The 19,643-nt window shown below is 70.0% G+C and carries 14 protein-coding genes and 2 rRNA genes (1 of these 16 only partly in view); 12 read left to right on the top strand and 4 right to left on the bottom strand.

Going from position 1 to position 19,643, the window contains the following annotated elements; all coding sequences use genetic code 11:
• A 23S ribosomal RNA gene (locus RVR_RS12625) occupies window positions 1-1,915 on the top strand (it extends 1,211 nt beyond the left edge of the window).
• A gap of 105 nt (window positions 1,916-2,020) precedes the next feature.
• Window positions 2,021-2,137 (top strand): 5S ribosomal RNA (gene rrf, locus RVR_RS12620).
• A 117-nt stretch (window positions 2,138-2,254) separates the two neighbouring features.
• On the opposite strand, the gene RVR_RS12615 is transcribed toward rrf, so the two are convergent.
• Window positions 2,255-3,538 carry a DUF7847 domain-containing protein gene (locus RVR_RS12615; RefSeq protein ID WP_202233943.1) on the bottom strand — a complete coding sequence of 428 codons (1,284 nt, stop codon included), beginning with the start codon at window positions 3,536-3,538 and terminating at the stop codon, window positions 2,255-2,257.
• A gap of 95 nt (window positions 3,539-3,633) precedes the next feature.
• On the opposite strand from RVR_RS12615, the gene mtnA reads away from it, so the two are divergent.
• From mtnA to RVR_RS12580, 7 genes are all read left to right on the top strand, one after another.
• Window positions 3,634-4,683, top strand: a complete 1,050-nt coding sequence (mtnA, locus tag RVR_RS12610; RefSeq protein WP_202233942.1) for an S-methyl-5-thioribose-1-phosphate isomerase — start codon at window positions 3,634-3,636, stop codon at window positions 4,681-4,683.
• Between the two features lie 135 nt (window positions 4,684-4,818).
• Window positions 4,819-5,508, top strand: coding sequence for an MtrAB system response regulator MtrA (mtrA, locus tag RVR_RS12605; RefSeq protein WP_202233941.1), 690 nt, complete (start codon window positions 4,819-4,821; stop codon window positions 5,506-5,508).
• Window position 5,509: 1 nt separating this feature from the next.
• On the top strand, window positions 5,510-7,477 hold the full coding sequence (mtrB, locus tag RVR_RS12600) for an MtrAB system histidine kinase MtrB (protein ID WP_202233940.1): 1,968 nt from the start codon (window positions 5,510-5,512) through the stop codon (window positions 7,475-7,477).
• Window positions 7,477-9,318 carry an LpqB family beta-propeller domain-containing protein gene (locus RVR_RS12595; RefSeq protein WP_237404701.1) on the top strand — a complete coding sequence of 614 codons (1,842 nt, stop codon included), beginning with the start codon at window positions 7,477-7,479 and terminating at the stop codon, window positions 9,316-9,318. The genes mtrB and RVR_RS12595 overlap by 1 nt, the downstream gene beginning before the upstream one ends.
• 76 nt (window positions 9,319-9,394) lie before the next feature.
• A complete protein-coding gene (locus RVR_RS12590; RefSeq protein ID WP_202233939.1) occupies window positions 9,395-10,291 on the top strand; it encodes a ComF family protein in 897 nt (298 codons plus the stop codon).
• A 296-nt stretch (window positions 10,292-10,587) separates the two neighbouring features.
• Window positions 10,588-11,280, top strand: a complete 693-nt coding sequence (gene hpf / locus RVR_RS12585; RefSeq protein ID WP_202233938.1) for a ribosome hibernation-promoting factor, HPF/YfiA family — start codon at window positions 10,588-10,590, stop codon at window positions 11,278-11,280.
• 134 nt (window positions 11,281-11,414) lie between these two features.
• On the top strand, window positions 11,415-12,152 hold the full coding sequence (locus tag RVR_RS12580) for a response regulator (protein WP_202233937.1): 738 nt from the start codon (window positions 11,415-11,417) through the stop codon (window positions 12,150-12,152).
• 162 nt (window positions 12,153-12,314) lie between these two features.
• On the opposite strand, the gene RVR_RS12575 is transcribed toward RVR_RS12580, so the two are convergent.
• Both RVR_RS12575 and RVR_RS12570 read right to left on the bottom strand, forming a co-directional pair.
• Entirely contained in the window at window positions 12,315-13,502 is a 1,188-nt protein-coding gene (locus RVR_RS12575) for a winged helix-turn-helix domain-containing protein (protein WP_202233936.1), read from the bottom strand.
• Window positions 13,503-13,649: 147 nt separating this feature from the next.
• Entirely contained in the window at window positions 13,650-14,237 is a 588-nt protein-coding gene (locus RVR_RS12570; RefSeq protein ID WP_202233935.1) for a GNAT family N-acetyltransferase, read from the bottom strand.
• Between the two features lie 263 nt (window positions 14,238-14,500).
• Between RVR_RS12570 and secA the strand changes: the two genes are divergently transcribed.
• Window positions 14,501-17,299: a preprotein translocase subunit SecA gene (secA, locus tag RVR_RS12565; protein ID WP_202233934.1), complete on the top strand. Its 2,799-nt coding sequence runs from the start codon at window positions 14,501-14,503 to the stop codon at window positions 17,297-17,299.
• Window positions 17,300-17,445: 146 nt separating this feature from the next.
• Here the strand turns inward: secA and RVR_RS12560 are convergent, their stop codons facing one another.
• Window positions 17,446-18,012, bottom strand: coding sequence for an Rv3235 family protein (locus RVR_RS12560; protein ID WP_202233933.1), 567 nt, complete (start codon window positions 18,010-18,012; stop codon window positions 17,446-17,448).
• A gap of 153 nt (window positions 18,013-18,165) precedes the next feature.
• Here RVR_RS12560 and RVR_RS12555 point away from each other — a divergent pair, with 153 nt between their 5' ends.
• Window positions 18,166-18,672, top strand: coding sequence for a DUF6912 family protein (locus RVR_RS12555; RefSeq protein WP_202233932.1), 507 nt, complete (start codon window positions 18,166-18,168; stop codon window positions 18,670-18,672).
• 65 nt (window positions 18,673-18,737) lie between these two features.
• The gene (locus tag RVR_RS12550; RefSeq protein ID WP_202233931.1) at window positions 18,738-19,391 is read left to right on the top strand and encodes an HAD family hydrolase; all 654 of its coding nucleotides are present in this window, start codon (window positions 18,738-18,740) and stop codon (window positions 19,389-19,391) included.
• Window positions 19,392-19,643 lie beyond the last annotated feature (252 nt).

Genomic DNA, 19,643 nt, shown 5'->3' with positions numbered 1-19,643 from the left:
GTCAAGTGATTCCGCGCCGACAATGTAGCGGGGCTCAAGCGTACCGCCGAAGTCGTGTCATTCGTACATGAGGGCCAACGCCCGTACGGATGGGTAGGGGAGCGTCGTGTGCCGGGTGAAGCCGCCGTGTAAGCGAGTGGTGGATGGTTCACGAGTGAGAATGCAGGCATGAGTAGCGATACAAGAGTGGGAAACTCTTGCGCCGATTGACTAAGGGTTCCTGGGTCAAGCTGATCTGCCCAGGGTAAGTCGGGACCTAAGGCGAGGCCGACAGGCGTAGTCGATGGACAACCGGTTGATATTCCGGTACCCGCTTTGAAGCGCCCAGTACTGAACCGAGCGATGCTAAGGCCGTGAAGCCGCCTCTGATCTCTTCGGAGTGAGGGGGAGTGGTGGAGCCGCTGAACCGGACTTGTAGTAGGTAAGTGATGGGGTGACGCAGGAAGGTAGTCCAGCCCGGGCGGTGGTTGTCCCGGGGTAAGGGTGTAGGACGTTGTCCAGGTAAATCCGGGCAGCTTTAAGTCTGAGACCTGATGCCGAGCCGATTGTGGTGAAGTGGATGATCCTATGCTGTCGAGAAAAGCCTCTAGCGAGTTTCAAGGCGGCCCGTACCCTAAACCGACTCAGGTGGTCTGGTAGAGAATACCGAGGCGTTCGGGTGAACTATGGTTAAGGAACTCGGCAAAATGCCCCCGTAACTTCGGGAGAAGGGGGGCCACTTCTGGTGATCATCTTTACGGTGTGAGCTGGGGGTGGCCGCAGAGACCAGCGAGAAGCGACTGTTTACTAAAAACACAGGTCCGTGCGAAGCCGTAAGGCGATGTATACGGACTGACGCCTGCCCGGTGCTGGAACGTTAAGGGGACCGGTTAGTCACATTTCGGTGTGGCGAAGCTGAGAACTTAAGCGCCAGTAAACGGCGGTGGTAACTATAACCATCCTAAGGTAGCGAAATTCCTTGTCGGGTAAGTTCCGACCTGCACGAATGGCGTAACGACTTCTCGACTGTCTCAACCATAGGCCCGGTGAAATTGCACTACGAGTAAAGATGCTCGTTTCGCGCAGCAGGACGGAAAGACCCCGGGACCTTTACTATAGCTTGATATTGGTGTTCGGTTCGGCTTGTGTAGGATAGGTGGGAGACTTTGATCATCGAGCGCCAGCTTGATGGGAGTCGTCGTTGAAATACCACTCTGGTCGTGCTGGATGTCTAACCTCGGTCCGTGATCCGGATCAGGGACAGTGTCTGGTGGGTAGTTTAACTGGGGCGGTTGCCTCCTAAAGGGTAACGGAGGCGCCCAAAGGTTCCCTCAGCCTGGTTGGCAATCAGGTGTTGAGTGTAAGTGCACAAGGGAGCTTGACTGTGAGACTGACGGGTCGAGCAGGTACGAAAGTAGGGACTAGTGATCCGGCGGTGGCTTGTGGAAGCGCCGTCGCTCAACGGATAAAAGGTACCCCGGGGATAACAGGCTGATCTTCCCCAAGAGTCCATATCGACGGGATGGTTTGGCACCTCGATGTCGGCTCGTCGCATCCTGGGGCTGGAGTCGGTCCCAAGGGTTGGGCTGTTCGCCCATTAAAGCGGTACGCGAGCTGGGTTTAGAACGTCGTGAGACAGTTCGGTCCCTATCCGCTGCGCGCGTTGGAGTCTTGAGAAGGGCTGTCCCTAGTACGAGAGGACCGGGACGGACGAACCTCTGGTGTGCCAGTTGTTCTGCCAAGGGCATGGCTGGTTGGCTACGTTCGGGAGGGATAACCGCTGAAAGCATCTAAGCGGGAAGCCTGCTTCGAGATGAGGGCTCCCACCCACTTGATGGGGTAAGGCTCCCAGTAGACGACTGGGTTGATAGGCCGGATGTGGAAGCCTCGTGAGGGGTGGAGCTGACCGGTACTAATAGGCCGAGGGCTTGTCCATGTGTGCTCGCGTCCACTGTGTGGTTCTGAAACAACCAGCTACCCACATGCCATTGCCTGGTGAGAACCGGGTGGGGTGTGTGGTGTGTGGAGAGTTTCATAGTGTTTCGGTGGTCATAGCGTTAGGGAAACGCCCGGTTACATTCCGAACCCGGAAGCTAAGCCTTTCAGCGCCGATGGTACTGCAGGGGGGACCCTGTGGGAGAGTAGGACACCGCCGAACAATCATTCAGCCTCGGCCCCCGGTTTCGACCGGGGGCCGAGGCTTTTTTGCGTTCCTCACCCTGTTCCGCCGCCGACTCCTCCGGTCGAGCCCAGCCTTGCGGCTGGGCTCGACCGCTCACTTCTGCTCGGCGGCCTGGTGCAGCTCGATGTCCAGCGACTCGCGGCGGATGCGCTGGTCGATGTAGAGCAGCGTGACCGTGCCGGAGCTGACCGGAAGGGTCACCATCGAGCCCACGACGGCCCCGATGCCGTTGACGACGAGGAACGTCCAGCCGGGAGAGCTGTCGGAGTTGTAGAAGGACGAGAAGGACTCGTTGGTGACGGCCGAGGACAGGATCGTGAACGGCAGCTCGATGATGGCCGAAGCGATGTACGTGACGAGCACGGTCAACAGCTCGACCCCGAGGACACGCCACCAGGCACCCCGGACGAGTTTGGCCGACCGCTTCATCGCGCCGACGACGCTCTGGTTCTCGAGCATGAGCGCCGGCGGGGAGAGGCTCAGCAGAATCCACAGCCAGACCATCACGACCAGGCCGGCACAGGCTCCGAGCACGGCCAGGGCCGCCCCGCCGTCCGACACCCCCGCCGCGGCGACGAGGACGCCCGGCAGCACACCGATGCCCAGGACCGCGACGTAGAGGCCGACGAGCAGGAGCGCGAGGCCGACCAGCCGCCCGAACCTGCCGCGGGCCTCGCGCCAGACCTCGCCGACCGCGACCGTACGGCCCAGGACGGCGCGGCTGGTGACCAGGGCCAGTATCGCCGTGGCGGTCAGGACGCCGAGAGCGGCGACCACGACCGTGAGCCCAAGGCCCGCGTAGGCGTCGCGGAGGCCGTGAAGGAGGTCGTGCGCGCTCGGGTGGTCGGTGTCCTCCAGCTTCTCGAGGCTGCCGTCGTCGGTGTAGGAGCCCTGGACGACGACAGCGATCGCCTGTGTGACGAGGGCGACCGTCGCGGTCACGCCGAGGATGGCGCGCCAGTGGCGTCGGAGGGTGGCGACGGAACCGCCGAGGATCTCGCCGACATCGAGGGGGCGCAGCGGGACGACCCCGGGCTGGGGAGCTGCGGGCCGGCTCCAAGGGCCCTGCTGCTGCCATCCGTTGGGCGCGGGGGGACCGCCCCAACGGGGGCCGCCCTGCGACGGGGGTAGCGGCGAACGGCTCCCCGGCGGCGGTGTCCAGCGGCCCCAGCCGTTGGCGTCGGCCGGTGGCTGTTGGGCGGACCAGCCCGGGCCCGGGTCGGGCCGGTGCAGTGAGGCTTCCGGCGGTACGGACGGTGCGGCCGGCCGGTCCTGTTCGGGGAGTTGGGGCGACGGGGCAGGGCCGGGACCGGTGCCGCCGTCCGGCTCGGGGGAGTCGGAGGGCCCGGGCGTCGTGGAGCCCGGAGTGTTGGTCATCGGAGGTTGCCCCTCTTCGTGTTGCTCGGCTGGTTCAAGCCGCCATCGTGCCATGGGCTGACGTCGTCACGGCTTGACAGGGCAGACTGAGCGATATGGGTGATCACATCACGCGACCTGAGAACGACTTCATACCGGCGCTGCGATGGGAGGAGCCGCCCGAGGGGCCGGTGCTGGTACTGCTCGACCAGACCCGACTTCCTCAGGAGGAGGTGGAGTTGGCGTGCACGGACGTGCAGGGGCTCGTGGGCGCGATCGGCTCGCTCGCCGTGCGTGGCGCGCCGCTGCTCGGTCTGGCGGGTGCGTACGGTGTCGCGCTGGCGGCGGCGCGCGGATATGACGTGGAAGAAGCGGCCGAGCTCCTCGCGCGGGCCCGACCGACCGCGGTCAACCTCGCCTACGGAGTGCACCGGGCGCTCGGCGCGTACCGCGAGGCCGAGCCGGAGCACGCGGCGGCTGCCGCGCTCGCCGAAGCGCGGGCGCTGCACGCTGAGGACGCGGAGGCGAGCGCGGCGATGGCCGGGCACGGGAAGCAGTTGCTGGCCGAGCTGGTGCCCGGTGGGGGGTATCGGGTGCTGACGCACTGCAACACGGGAGCCTTGGTGTCGGGAGGGCAGGGCACCGCACTCGGTGTCGTGCTGGCCGCGCACCGGGCCGGCGAGCTGCGGCGCCTGTGGGTGGACGAGACGCGGCCGCTGCTCCAGGGGGCGAGGCTGACCGCCTACGAGGCGGCGCGGGCCGGGATGCCGTACACGCTGCTCACGGACAACGCGGCGGGGTCGCTGTTCACCGCGGGCGAGGTCGACGCGGTGCTGGTGGGCGCTGACCGGATCGCGGCGGACGGATCCACGGCGAACAAGGTGGGCACCTATCCGCTGTCGGTGCTCGCGCGCTACCACCACGTGCCGTTCGTCGTGGTGGCGCCGACGACGACGATCGACCTGGGGACGCCGGACGGCCCGTCGATCGAGGTCGAGCAGCGGTCCGGCGCGGAGGTGACCGATCTCGCCCCGTCGCCCCTGGGCACGCAGGCGTACAACCCAGCGTTCGACGTGACGCCGCCGGAGCTGATCACCGCGATCGTGACGGAGAACGGGGTGGTCTCGCCGGTGACGGCCGAGACGCTGGCAGCCGTGTGCCGGTAAGGTCGCCGCACGGTCGTGGCACAAGTTGTCCACAGGCTGTCACAGGGGGACAGCGCAAGGGCGCGCAACCATGGAGAATGGTTGCGTAGCGTGACCTCGATCACCAAAGGTCACCGGTATCGATACGTAAATGGGATGATGGTCGGTATGAAGGGACGAGTCCTGGTCGTCGATGACGACACCGCGCTGTCAGAGATGCTCGGCATCGTGCTGCGCGGAGAGGGTTTCGAGCCGTCGTTCTGCGCTGACGGCGACAAGGCTCTCGCTGCTTTCCGGGAGGCCAAGCCGGATCTGGTGCTCCTGGACCTGATGCTGCCCGGGAGGGACGGCATCGATGTGTGCCGGCAGATCCGCGCGGAGTCCGGCGTGCCGATCGTGATGCTCACGGCGAAGAGCGACACCGTGGACGTGGTGGTCGGCCTGGAGTCCGGGGCGGACGACTACGTGATCAAGCCGTTCAAGCCCAAGGAGCTGGTGGCACGGGTACGGGCGCGGTTGCGGCGTGCGGAGGAGCCGACTCCCGAGCAGTTGGCGATCGGGGACCTGCTGATCGACGTCGCCGGGCACTCGGTGAAGCGTGGCGGCCAGCCGATCGCGCTGACGCCGTTGGAGTTCGACCTGCTGGTCGCGCTCGCCCGCAAGCCGTGGCAGGTGTTCACGCGCGAGGTGCTGCTGGAGCAGGTCTGGGGCTATCGCCACGCCGCCGACACCCGGCTGGTGAACGTGCACGTGCAGCGGCTGCGGTCGAAGGTGGAGCAGGACCCCGAGCGCCCGGAGATCGTCGTGACCGTCCGCGGTGTCGGCTACAAGGCGGGACCGGGCTGAGATGTGGGCGTCGTACGAGCGTGAGCGCCTGGAGAGCCGGCTGGCGGACCCGATGCAGGGACTGCTGCCGGTGATCCGCTCGTTCGTGCGCTGGGCGCGGCGTCCGCTGCAGCCGGCGGTGCGGCTCTGGCGGCGCAACCTTCAGCTGCGGGTGGTCGCCTTCACGCTGCTGATGTCGGTGGGCGTGGTGCTGCTGCTCGGCTTCGTGGTCATCGGCCAGGTGCAGAACGGGCTGCTGGACGCGAAGGAGAAGGCCGCCACCAACCAGGCGACCGGTGGCTTCTCCATCGCGCAGGACATGGCGGACAAGGGCAGCCAGACCCAGCAGGCGTCCGGCTCGGGTGCCGCGCAGGGCCGGGTCGACTCCGGGACGTGGCTGAACAGCCTGGTCGAGCAGTTCGCCAGCGGCGGCAAGGGCGTGTACTGGATCGTCGCGCTCAGCCCCGGGCGGGGCGACGACCCGCCGTTCGCCGGCGGGAACGCCGGCAGCGTGCGCGGGCCGCGCGGCTCGGGCACCGTCCTGCCCGAGGAGAGCATTCCGAAGTCGCTCAGCGACGCTGTGCAGAGCCATCCTGGGGCGCTCAAGCAGTACACGATGGTGAAGACCGACGACGGTCACAAGCCGCGGCCTGCGCTCGCCGTGGGCAAGCGGCTGACGGACATCAACGGGAACACCTACCAGCTGTACTACCTGTTCCCCTTTGACCAGGAGGAGAAGACCCTCGGGCTGGTCAAGGGGACCCTGGCCACCGCGGGGATATTCGTGGTGGTCCTGCTCGGCGCGATCGCCTGGCTGGTGACGCGGCAGGTCGTCACGCCGGTGCGGATGGCGGCCGGGATCGCCGAGCGGCTGGCGGCCGGGCGGCTCCAGGAGCGGATGCAGGTCACCGGGGAGGACGACATCGCCCGGCTCGGCGAGTCGTTCAACAAGATGGCGCAGAACCTCCAGGTCAAGATCCAGCAGTTGGAGGACCTGTCGCGGATCCAGCGCCGTTTCGTCTCCGACGTGTCGCACGAGCTGCGCACCCCGCTGACGACGGTCCGGATGGCGGCCGACGTCATCCACGACGCGCGGACGGACTTCGACCCGGTCACCGCGCGCTCGGCAGAACTCCTGCAGAACCAGTTGGACCGTTTCGAGTCGCTGCTGTCGGACCTGCTGGAGATCAGCCGGTTCGACGCCGGGGCCGCCGACCTGGCCGCCGAGCCGATAGACCTGCGGGACGTGGTGCGCCAGGTGGTGGACGCCGCGGAGCCGCTTGCCGAGCGCAAGGGGACCCGCGTGGTCATCCGCGGCGACGCGCAGCCGGTGATAGCGGAGGCCGACGCCCGCCGGGTGGAGCGCGTGCTGCGCAACCTGGTGGTCAACGCGATCGAGCACGGCGAGGGCCGTGACGTGGTGGTGCGGCTGGCCACGGCCGACGGCGCGGTCGCGGTCGCGGTCCGGGACTACGGCGTCGGTCTGAAGCCGGGCGAGGCAACCCGCGTGTTCAACCGCTTCTGGCGGGCCGACCCGGCACGTGCGCGCACCACCGGCGGTACCGGGCTCGGCCTGTCCATCGCGGTGGAGGACGCCCGGTTGCACGGCGGCTGGCTGCAGGCGTGGGGCGAGCCGGGCGGCGGGTCGCAGTTCCGTATGACACTTCCGCGCACCGCCGGGGACAGCCTGCGCGGTTCGCCGATCCCGTTGGAGCCCGACGACTCGCGCCGCAACCGGGGGCTGAGCTCCGCGGGGCTCCAGGCCAGGCCCGGGCCGTCGGTTCCCGTGCCCAGGGCAGGCGGGCCGGGAGGTGCTGCCGGTGACGGCCCGGCGGCGCGGCAGGCCACCGCCCGCGGGCCGCAGCTGCCGTCCATGCCACTGGTGCCCAAGGCGCCGACCCGGCCGCCGACGGCGGACCCCGCGGCCCTTCCGGGCAGCGGCGCGCGGGTCGTGGAGCGTAGGGAAAACACGCGGGAGGACGACGTCTGATGGGTGCGATGGGGGGCGGCCGGCTCCGGCTGCTGCGGCACGCGCTGCTGCCGTTGTTCGCCGCGCTGCTGCTGGCCGGTTGCGCCTCGATGCCCAGCAGTGGGGAGGTCCGCAAGGTCAGTGAGGGCCAGCGGGCGGACTCCGACTCGCAGGTGCGCGTCTTCGGCATCGGGCCGAGCCCGGGGGAGAGCGCGTCCGACATCGTCAACGGCTTCCTGGAGGCGACCACCAGCAGCGAGTCGGACTTCGTGACGGCGAAGAGCTACCTGTCGAAGCAGGAGAAGGACCGCTGGAAGCCGGACACGGGGATCACCGTCTTCTCCGGTGAGCTGGCTCCGCGCGAGGTGGGCGGCAGCGGACGCAAGGAGGGTTACACCACGGTCACGCTGTCGGCCACGAAGTCGGCGGTGGTGGACGCCAAGCACGCCTACGAGCCGGACCACGGCGCCTTCAGCACCTCGTTCCACCTGGTGAAGGAGGACAACCAGTGGCGGATCGACGGCCTCGCGAACGGCCTGGTGCTGTCCGACCTGGACTTCCAGCGGATATACCACTCCGTGAACATGTACTACTTCGCGCGGCTCGGGCCTGACGAGCACCCGGCCGGCGGCAGCAGCAACGCGACGCTGGTCGCCGATCCGGTGTACCTGCGCATCCAGAACGACCCGCTGGTGTCGACGGTCTCGGCGTTGCTGGGCGGGCCCACCGACTGGCTGTCCCACGTGGTCACGACCGCGACGCCCGCGGGGACGCGGCTGGAGGACAAGGGGCCCGACCACGGGGTGTCGGTGGACGACTCGCAACGGCTCCAGGTCCGCCTGGACAGCGCCGCCGACAAGCTGAAGGGGCAGCGCTGCACGCAACTGGCCGCGCAGCTCTTCGCGACCGTCCAGGCGCAGGCGTCCGCCCAGCTGGTGTCCGCCCAGGTGGAGCACGCGGACGGCTCCACCGCGTGCGTGCTGCACAGCAACGACGCGGTCGGATACGGCCCGGAGAACCTGGCCGGCGCCACCCCGCGGCCCTACTTCATCGAGGCGGACAGCCAGCACCGGTTGCTGGAGCTGACCGACGACGGCAAGGGCAGCACGCCGAAGGCGACCGCGGTGCCGGGACCGTTCGGCTCCAGCAAGGCGTACCTGGACTCGGTGGCGGTGCGCAGGGACCAGGAGGTGGCCGCGGGCGTGCGCGCCGACGGGCGCGATCTGGTGGTCGGGTCGCTGGTCACCGGGCAGACCTTCGGCAAGACGGTCGCGAGCAGCAACGTCAAGGACGGGCTGAGCGCGCCGAGCTGGGACGGGTTCGACGACCTGTGGGTGGCCGACCGCGACCCCGACTCCCCGAAGCTGCTGGTGCTGCCGAAGGGGACCGGCGCCCCGATCGAGGTGCCCGTGCCCGACCTCGACGGGCGCATCCAGTCGCTGCGGGTGGCCTCGGACGGGGTGCGGATCGCCCTGGTGGTGCAGCAGGGCAGCGAGACCCGGTTGATGCTCGGCCGGATCGTCCGGGAGGGCACCACCCAGCACCCCCAGTTCGCGGTCAACAGCCTGCGCCCGCTGACGCCGGCCGGAGAGAACATGACGTCCGTGTCCTGGGCCGGTGCCAGCAGGCTCGTGGTGCTCGACACCGAACCGGGCGGGGCCCAGCAGATCGAGTACATCAGCTCGGACGGCTCGGCCGGTTCGGCGTTGCAGGGGGTCAGTGAGGCCACCTCCGTCGCCTCCTCGGAGAACACGGCCGCCCCGCTGCTCGCCTCGTACAACGGCAGGGTCTACGAACTGCCGACGGACGCGAACTGGAAGCAGGTCTCCCCGAAGGGCAGCGCTCCGATCTACCCGGGCTGACCTGCGGGGATGATGTTGTCCACAGACACGAAAGAGTGACTGGCAGCGGGCTTGCCGCAGGGCGCAGAGTTGAGTCATGCGGGGTTGGTGGCGGGAGATCGCCGGGTTGTTCCTCCCGGTGGACTGCGCGGGCTGCGGGAGCCCGCGGACGGAGTTGTGCGAGCGGTGCCGCGGGCTGCTGGGCGGAGCGGCCACGGCACGGCGCGTGCGTCCGTCCCCCGAGCCGCCAGGGCTGCCGCCGGTCTACGCGGCCGGCCGGTACGGGGACGAGGTGCGGGCCGTCGTCCTCGCCCACAAGGAGCGGGGCGCCCTGGGCCTCGCTCGGCCGCTGGGCGAGGCACTGGCGGGAGCGGTCGTCCGGGCGACCGCTCCCCTCGGCGCCCCGCCCGGCACGGCCACCCCGCATGCGGTCGGCCACCGCTGGAACCCGCCCGGACGGGCTCCAGCGGCAGCCGGCGCCGACCACGGGCCCCGCTCCGACCTGTGGCCGGTCCACCGCGGCCTGGAGACGCCCCGCACCGCCCTGCGAGGCGCTTCCGGGCCACCGGTACCGCCCGTGCCGCGGCCGGCGCCGTGGCCCCGCCCGTGGCTGCTCCTGGTGCCCGTGCCCTCGGCCCGCCGCGCGGTCGCCCAGCGGGGACACGACGCCACCGCCCGCATCGCCCGCGCGGCGGCCCGGGACCTGCGGCGGCGGGGTGTCCCCGCCCGCTCGGCGGCGGTGCTGCGGCAGCGGCGGCAGGTCTGCGACCAGGCCGAACTGGGCGCGGAAGGGAGGTTGGCGAACCTCTTCGACGCGATGGAAGTCGGGAGCGGCGGCGTCGCGCTGCTGGCCGCGGCCCCGGTGGTGCTGGTCGACGACCTCATGACGACCGGCGCGTCGCTCGCGGTGGCCGCAGCCGCTCTGGCCGCGGCCGGCGGCAGGGTCATCGGCGCCGCGGTGGTGGCCGGTCCGCACGATTCCGGGATCGGCTGATTTACGCATCGTCGCAGGTGATGGGAGCTGACATTCACCGGAACGGAGGTATGCCCGCGCTGAGGATGCCGAGAGGCACACTCCGGGACTATGTTCGGGGGATAGGGAAGCGAACACCGGGGGTGTTGATCTTCCCTGTGGGGCAGAAGGAGGTGAAAGTCGCAGCTTCGCGGTATCCGGAGCAGCCCGGGTGGCGGAGCGGCAGCTAACGCAGCGCCGGCAGGGACTGGCACCCTCGTCGGCCTCATGAAAGGGATTGCCCCTGGTCACGGGGGTGGTCCGGAACGGAGTTCTGCGTGGACATCGTCGTCAAAGGCCGCAAGACCGAGGTGCCCGAGAGGTTCCGGAAGCACGTGGCCGAGAAGCTGGACAAGATCCAGAAGCTCGACGGCAAGGTGATCAGCCTCGACGTCGAGGTGTCCAAGGAGCTCAATCCCCGGCAGGCCGAGCACAGCGACCGGGTGGAGATCACGCTGAACACCCGTGGGCCCGTGGTGCGGGCGGAGGCCGCCGCGGCGGACCCGTACGCGGCCCTGGACGTGGCGGTGACGAAGCTGGAGGCCCGGCTGCGGAAGGCCGCGAGCAAGCGGCACACCCGTCGGGGCAACGGCCGTATTCCGGCCGCGGAGGTGGCCGACAGCGTTCCCGGCGTCGCCCGGATCAACGGGGACGGCACCCTCGTCGCCGACCCGTCGGCGGACGGTGAGGTGCCCACGACCAGGATCGGGCCGCTGGAAGTCCGCGGGGAGGGCCCGCTCGTGGTCCGGGAGAAGACCCATGCCGCGGCGCCGATGGCCCTGGACCAGGCGCTGTACGAGATGGAGCTGGTCGGGCACGACTTCTACCTGTTCGTCGACAGCGAGTCCAAGCAGCCGAGCGTGGTCTACCGGCGGCAGGGCTACGACTACGGCGTGATCCACCTCAACGCGGACCAGTCGGGTTCCGCGCCGCCGGCGGGAGCCGGTGACGCGCTGCACCACGGCGCCTGACCTTCGGCAGGGCCCGGGAGGGTCCGCGGGAAGCAGGAGCGCCGCATGCCCCCGGTCCGGTGCCGGGGGCGTCGGCGCGCCAGGACGTGAAATGCTGGGCCAGTGGTCAACTCTGGTCTGAGGGGGAGGAATTGATGCCGGACTTCGAGCGCGGGGCGCCCGGCGAGGGGAGCCCGGAGCAGTACGGCGAACAGTCCGGGCCGCCGCGCGCGGAGCCGATTCGGGTGCTCGTCGTCGACGACCACGCGCTGTTCCGGCGGGGCCTGGAGATCGTCCTCGCGCAGGAGGAGGACATCCAGGTCATCGGTGAGGCGGGCGACGGTGCCGAGGCGGTGGAGAAGGCCGCGGACCTGCTGCCGGACATCGTGCTGATGGACGTCAGGATGCCGCGGCGCGGGGGGATCGAGGCGTGCACCTCGATCAAGGAGGTCGCGCCCAGCGCCAAGATCATCATGTTGACGATAAGCGACGAGGAAGCCGACCTCTACGAGGCGATCAAGGCCGGCGCGACGGGCTACCTGCTCAAGGAGATCTCCACCGACGAGGTGGCGACCGCGATCCGGGCGGTCGCGGACGGGCAGTCGCAGATCAGTCCGTCGATGGCGTCGAAGCTGCTGACCGAGTTCAAGTCGATGATCCAGCGCACGGACGAGAAGCGGCTGCTCCCGGCGCCCAAACTCACCGACCGCGAGTTGGAGGTGCTCAAGCTGGTGGCCACCGGCCTGAACAACCGCGACATCGCCAAGGAACTGTTCATCAGCGAGAACACGGTGAAGAACCACGTCCGCAACATCCTGGAGAAGCTCCAGCTCCACTCCCGCATGGAGGCCGTGGTCTACGCGATGCGGGAGAAGATCCTGGAGATCCGCTAAGGGCTGTCCCGTCATCCCCGGCGGATCAGCGTGCGGCGTCAGATGCGGTGGATCGCAAGGCGGAGGGTCGTCCTCATACCGGGTCGTCTGTGGATGCGCCCGACAACGAAGCGAGGCGCCGTAGCTGTCGTCGCACGCCCGTCGGGGATTGCGGGACGGCCCTTAGCCGTCGGCTCGGCTGCGGGTGAGGGCGGCGGTCAGCGGGGCGCGCAGGGATTCGGGCAGGACGCGTTCGGCCCGGACCTGGGTGCAGCCCACCCAGGTCGCGGCCTCGGCGAGGGCGTCGGCCGCGGGCTGCACGGCCTTGGGACCGTCGAGGGTGACCTGCCGCGCGACCAGGGTCCTGCCCTCCCGCGCGGGGTCCACCCGGCCGATGAGCCGGCCACCGGACAGCAGCGGCATCGCGAAGTATCCGTGCACCCGCTTCGGCTTGGGGGTGTACGCCTCCAGGCGGTGGGTGAAGCCGAAGATGCGCTCGGTGCGCGGACGGTCCCAGACCAGGGAGTCGAAGGGCGACAGCAGTGTGGTGCGGTGTCTCCCGCGCGGCGGGGCGGCGAGCGCGGCCGGGTCGGCCCACGCCGGCTTGCCCCAGCCCTCGACCTCGACGGGCACCAGCCCCGTGGCATCCAGCACCGCCGCGACCTGCTCGCCCTTGAGCCGGTGGTAGTCGGCCAGGTCCGCCCGGGTGGCCACGCCCATGGCCGCGCCGGCCTGCGCGACCAGGCGCCTGACGCACTCGGTGTCGTCGAGGCGGTCGTGCAGCAGGGCGTCGGGGACGGCGCGCTCGGCGAGGTCGTAGACGCGCTTCCAGCCGCGGCGCTGGGTGCAGACCACCTCGCCGGTGTCCAGCAGCCACTCCACCGCGATCTTCGTCTCGGACCAGTCCCACCAGGGGCCGCCGTTCTTCGCGCCGCCCAGTTCGGTGGAGGTGAGCGGGCCGTCGACCTTCAGGCGGTCCAGTACGGCGGCGCAGGAGCGCTCGGCATCCTCCAGGATGTGCCAGCGGTGCCCGCGCGCACGGCGGGCCCGGCGCCGGAAGGCGAAGTGCGGCCACTCCTCGATCGGCAGGATGCAGGCGGCGTGCGACCAGTACTCGAAGGCGTGGCCGCCGGACCAGTACGCCTCCTCCACCCCCGCGCGGCCGACCGCGCCCAGGCGGGCGTAGGGGATCAGCTCGTGCGACCTGGCGAGCACCGAGATGGTGTCGAGCTGGACCGCGCCGAGCGACCGGAGCACGCCCCGGGTACCTGCCCGCCGGTCCGGCGCGCCCAGGAAGCCCTGCGCCCGAAGGGCGATCCTGCGGGCTTCGTCGGCGGACAGGGTGAGCTCAGGCGACGGCAGGAGAGTCATGACGGCCAGCGTAGGACCCGCCACCGACAATCGGCTTTGACCAGCGGGTTCACTCGTTCCGGCGACTTTTCCCGGCCGTTCCGACGGGCTCCCCGACGCCGTTCTCCGCTTCCCGGCCCCCGTTCCCGCTCCCGGGCGGCCGCCCCGCTACCCGGTGTAGGGCAGGTACTGCGCCTCGGAGGGGCGGTCCCAGTCCGACGGGAGGAGGGAGCCGCTCCAGGCGTCCCGCCGGGTGCCTGCGTGGACGACCATGGCCCGGACGGTGCCCTCCATGGCGAAGCCGAGCTTCAGCGCGACCGCGCGGGAGGCTTCGTTGCCCGCCTCGGCGAACCACTCCAGCCGTTCCACCCCCAGGGTGTCGAAGGCCCAGGAGCACACCGCCCGCGCCGCCTCCACCGTGTAGCCCTTGCCGCGCATGTGCTTAGCCGTCCAGTAGCCCAGCTCGGCCATGCGCTGCGGAGCGGCCAGGTGCTGGAGGCGGACCAGGCCCATGGAGCTGACCAGGACGCCTTCGTCCCGGGTGAAGACGCCGAAGTTGTACATGCTGTCGTCGCGCCAGCCGTCCGCGCACACGACGTTGATGAAGTCGTCGGCGCGTTCGCGCGGATACGGCCACGGGACCGATGTCCAGCGAGAGATCTCAGGGTCCTGACAGGCGGCCCACAGGGCGTCGCCGTCACGCGGTTCCAGGGCGCGCAGCACAAGGCGCTTTGTGGTGAGAACAGGTGTTTCCATGGCGGGCGCGAACCTTTCCGGCGGGCTTTCCGGCACGGGGCCGGGCACCCCCTGACGGCCGCGTATCGGGCGGCGGGAGGACTGCGGCCGAGTATCGCGGACCGCCGGGAGCCGGGGAAAACCGTTTTGCCGCTGCCGGGCCTCCCGGCCCGCTGGTGTCCTCGCTTACGATGGCCGTTGCAGCAGGGCCAGGCAGACCAGGACCCGCGCTGTGCCCCGCGCGGGAATTCGCGCCCGGCCCGACCGGCAAGGAGTCAGCCTACGTGTCCGTCATCAGCAAGATCATGCGTGCAGGTGAAGGCAAGATCCTGCGCAAGCTGCACCGCATCGCGGACCAGGTAAATTCCGTCGAAGAGGACTTCGTCGAGCTCACGGACGCCGAGTTGCGGGCACTCACCGACGAATTCAAGCAGCGCCACGAGGACGGGGAGTCGCTGGACGACCTGATGCCGGAGGCGTTCGCCGCGGTGCGCGAGGCGGCCAAGCGCGTGCTCGGCCAGCGCCACTACGACGTGCAGCTCATGGGCGGCGCGGCCCTGCACCTCGGCTACGTCGCCGAGATGCGCACCGGTGAGGGCAAGACCCTGGTCGGCACCCTTCCCGCGTACCTCAACGCGATCTCCGGCAAGGGCGTTCACCTGATCACGGTCAACGACTACCTCGCCGAGCGCGACTCGGAGTGGATGGGCCGGGTGCACAAGTTCCTCGGCCTGAGCGTCGGCTGCATCCTGGCGAACATGACGCCGGCCGAGCGCCGCGAGCAGTACGGCTGCGACATCACCTACGGCACCAACAACGAGTTCGGGTTCGACTACCTGCGCGACAACATGGCCTGGTCGAAGGACGAGCTGGTCCAGCGCGGCCACAACTTCGCGATCGTCGACGAGGTCGACTCGATCCTGGTGGACGAGGCCCGTACCCCGCTGATCATCTCCGGTCCGGCCGACCAGGCCACGAAGTGGTACAGCGACTTCGCCCGCCTGGTGCGGCGGCTCGACCGCGGCGAGGCCGGCAGCCTCGGCAAGGAGGAGACCGGCGACTACGACGTGGACGAGAAGAAGCGCACCGTCGCCATCCACGAGTCCGGTGTCGGCAAGGTCGAGGACTGGCTGGGCATCGACAACCTCTACGAGTCGGTCAACACCCCGCTCGTCGGTTATCTGAACAACGCCATCAAGGCCAAGGAGCTCTACAAGAACGACAAGGACTACGTCGTCATCGACGGCGAGGTCATGATCGTCGACGAGCACACCGGCCGTATCCTCGCCGGCCGCCGCTACAACGAGGGCATGCACCAGGCCATCGAGGCGAAGGAGGGGGTGGACATCAAGGACGAGAACCAGACGCTCGCCACGATCACCCTCCAGAACTTCTTCCGCCTCTACGGCAAGCTCAGCGGCATGACCGGTACGGCGATGACCGAGGCCGCCGAGTTCCACCAGATCTACAAGCTGGGCGTCGTGCCGATCCCGACCCACCGCCCGGTGCAGCGCGACGACAAGCCGGATCTGATCTACCGCACGGAGGAGGCGAAGTTCGCCGCCGTCGTGGAGGACATCGTCGAGAAGCACGAGAAGGGCCAGCCGGTGCTGGTCGGCACCGTCTCCGTCGAGAAGTCCGAGTACCTGTCCGCGCAACTGTCCAAGCGCGGCATCCCGCACGAGGTGCTCAACGCCAAGCAGCACGACCGGGAGGCGACCATCGTCGCCCAGGCCGGGCGCAAGGGCGCGGTCACCGTCGCCACCAACATGGCCGGCCGCGGTACCGACATCAAGCTCGGCGGCAACCCCGACGACCTCGCCGAGGCGGAGCTGCGCCAGCGCGGCCTGGACCCGGTCGAGCACGTCGAGGAGTGGGCGGCGGCCCTGCCCGAGGCGCTGGAGCGCGCCGAGGAGGCGGTGAAGACCGAGTTCGAGGAGGTCAAGGACCTCGGCGGCCTCTACGTCCTGGGCACCGAGCGGCACGAGTCGCGCCGTATCGACAACCAGCTGCGCGGACGCTCCGGCCGCCAGGGCGACCCGGGCGAGTCCCGGTTCTACCTGTCCCTCGGCGACGACCTGATGCGGCTGTTCAAGGCGCAGATGGTCGAGCGCGTGATGTCGATGGCCAACGTGCCCGACGACGTGCCGATCGAGAACAAGATGGTCACCCGGGCGATCGCGTCCGCCCAGTCGCAGGTCGAGCAGCAGAACTTCGAGATCCGCAAGAACGTCCTGAAGTACGACGAGGTGCTCAACCGCCAGCGCGAGGTGATCTACGGCGAGCGCCGCCGCGTCCTGGAGGGCGAGGACCTCCAGGAGCAGGTCCAGCACTTCATGGACGACACCATCGACGCGTACATCGACGCCGAGACGCGCGAGGGCTTCGCCGAGGACTGGGACCTGGACCGCCTGTGGGGCGCGTTCAAGCAGCTCTACCCGGCGAAGGTCACCGTGGACGAGCTGGAGGAGGCGGCCGGCGACCGCGCGGGCATCACCGCCGAGTTCATCGCCGAGTCGGTCAAGGACGACATCCACGAGCAGTACGGCGAGCGGGAGAAGCAGCTCACCGAGGACATCATGCGCGAGCTGGAGCGCCGCGTGGTGCTGTCGGTCCTCGACCGCAAGTGGCGTGAGCACCTCTACGAGATGGACTACCTCCAGGAGGGCATCGGCCTGCGCGCCATGGCGCAGCGCGACCCGCTGGTGGAGTACCAGCGCGAGGGCTTCGACATGTTCACCGCCATGATGGACGGCATCAAGGAGGAGTCCGTCGGCTACCTGTTCAACCTGGAGGTCCAGGTGGAGCAGCAGGTCGAGGAGGTGCCGGTGTCGGACGAGGTGGAGGACGCGCCGCCGTCGCTGGTCAAGCAGCCCGAGATCCGCGCCAAGGGCCTTGAGGCGCCCAAGCGGGCGGACCGGCTGCACTTCTCCGCGCCGTCGGTCGACGGTGAGGGCGGCGTCGTGGAGGGCGAGTTCGAGGAGGCGGGCGTCTCCGGTGGCTCGTCCGGCGACGAGGAGGTCGGCACCACCCGCGCGGAGCGCCGCAAGGCCGCCAAGGGCGGTCGCCGCCGCAAGAAGTAGGCGCGCGGCGAGGCGGTCGGCGCGGCAGGCCGCGTCGACGCACAGCACCGGCTCGGGGCCGGACCGGCGACGGTCCGGCCCCGAGCCGTTCGTGTGCCCGAGCCGTTCGTGTGCCGTGGTCGGGTTCCGTCCGCGGGCGCCGCAGGTCAGCGCGCGGCGACGTCGGTGCAGCGCCAGCGGGCGCGGCCGTAGCCGGGGCCGGAGTCGGCGTCGCCGGGTTCCAGCCGGAAGGCGATCGCCCGGAACACGTCGTCGTCCAGGGCGACCACCGCGGTCACCTCCAGCGCGCCGCCCGCGGTGGGGAAGACGCGGCAGCGGCTCACGTAGGGGGTGCGGCCGCGGGCGCGGCGCCGCCAGTCCGCCCGCTCGGCGTGCAGCATCCACAGCCGCTGGTACGCCTCGTCCCGGACCCGCCCCGCCAGCGAGGTCAGCGGTCGGCGGCCGGTGAGGACCTCCAGCAGCCGATCGGCGAACCACAGGTGCGGGGGCAGGGGGCGCAGCGCGGACCTGGGCCGCGAGGAGGGCCGGCGCGGGTCGGTACGGCGTGGAGGCGCGGTACCGGCGGCCGGCCGGCGCCCCGGGTGCGGTGGCGCGGGGCGGGGTGCCGTCGGGTGCGGCGCGGCGTGCGGCGTCGCGCGGGTGGCGGCCGGGCGGGTGACCGCCGGGCGGGCCGGGGCGCGGGTGCCGGGGCGGTTCGAGGGCGTGATGGGCATGCTGCGTCTCCCCAAAGATCGTTTCCGGTGCGATGGGGCGGTTGTAGGCGGCGGCGCCGATCGCGGGCAAGCGGCCGGGCGGCCGTCCGGGGCCGATCCGGCGGTCGGGCCGGATTCACCTGTGAAGGTGGCGGCACCCGTATGCTTCACGCCATGCGCGTCTACATTCCCACCACGCTCGCCGGGCTCGCCGAGGCGTACAAGGCGGGCGAACTGGGCCCGGCGCCGCTGGACGCCTTCGCCGTCACGCCCGGCCTGCGCGAGTGGTACGTCTCCGACGACATCGAGGAACTCGAGTACGCGGCGCTCACCCGGGCCGCCCAGGGGTCGCTGCGGCTGCTGGCCGTGCGGCCCGAAGTACCGCGCAGGCGCGTGGTGGTGGCGGTGGACGTCGCCGACGGTGTGGTCCGCCACGACCCCGACCGCGGCCTGGACCCGGCCTCGCTCGGCGCGGTGCGGCTGACCCGCGCGGCGCGGCTCGACGAGGCGGCCGCGGTGCACGTGGACGCCGACGACGCCGAGTCCGACGTGCGCGCCGCGGCCGAAGCGCTGGGCGCGGTGGACGCCGGCGACGACGACGCACAGTTCACCGTCGACGGTGCCGAGGATCACGAACTCCTGTGGTATGCGACGCAGGAGATCCCCCACCTGATCGGCTGACCCCGTACGGAGGTTGTCCACAGGCCGGAAACGGGCGGTCGCCGCGCGCGAGTAACGTTCGTTGTGTGAACGCGCACCTCGTATGGGACTGGAACGGGACCCTCTTCAACGACATCGAAGCGGTGGTCGGGGCGACCAACGCCTCGTTCGCCGAGCTCGGCCTGCCCCCGGTGACCGCCGAGCGGTACCGCGAGCTGTACTGCGTTCCGGTACCGCGCTTCTACCAGCGGCTGCTGGGCCGGCTGCCCTCGGAGGAGGAGTGGGCGGTGATGGACGCGAACTTCGAGCGGCACTACCTGCGGTTGGCCGAGCGGTGCAGCCTCGCGGAGGGCGCGGCCGAACTGCTCGCCTCGCGCCACGCGTCGGGACTGAGCCAGTCGCTGTGTTCGCTCGCCACCCCGCAGCAGTTGATGCCGTTCGTCGCCGCGCACGGCATCACCGGCCGCTTCCAGCGGATCGACGGCCGCAGCGGCGCGGCAAGCGAGGGCAAGTCCGCCCAGATGGCCCGGCACGTGGCCGCGCTCGAAGGTCTCGACGGCCGCCCCGTCGTGGTCATCGGCGACGCCCTGGACGACGCGGCCGCCGCCGCCCACGTGGGCGCGTTCGCCGTGCTGTACACCGGCGGTTCACACAGTCGTGCGACCCTGGAGACGGCCGGGGTCCCGGTAGCCGACAGCCTCACCGAGGCCGTTGCGCTGGCCGAGCGAATAGCGGCCTGACCTGGGCGGGAACCCCGGTTTCTGTCCATTCGGGCCAAACGTGTGCGGTGCATTTGTACGAAGACGGCGCATGACAGGCACCCCGGCCGGGACGATAGCCTGGCGGGCGTGATCACTGTTGATCCGTGCTCCGGGGGCATCTCGTGCTGACGGGCACGACGAGCCACCTTCACGGCATAACGTCGTCCCGTAGCGGAAACCCCGCGTCGCGGTACGTCGTGCCACCAACCGACGTCACGCAATGGCGCGCGA

The organism is Streptomyces sp. SN-593 (genome assembly GCF_016756395.1).
GTDB lineage: Bacteria > Actinomycetota > Actinomycetes > Streptomycetales > Streptomycetaceae > Actinacidiphila > Actinacidiphila reveromycinica.
This window is presented reverse-complemented; position numbering and strand designations above follow the sequence as displayed.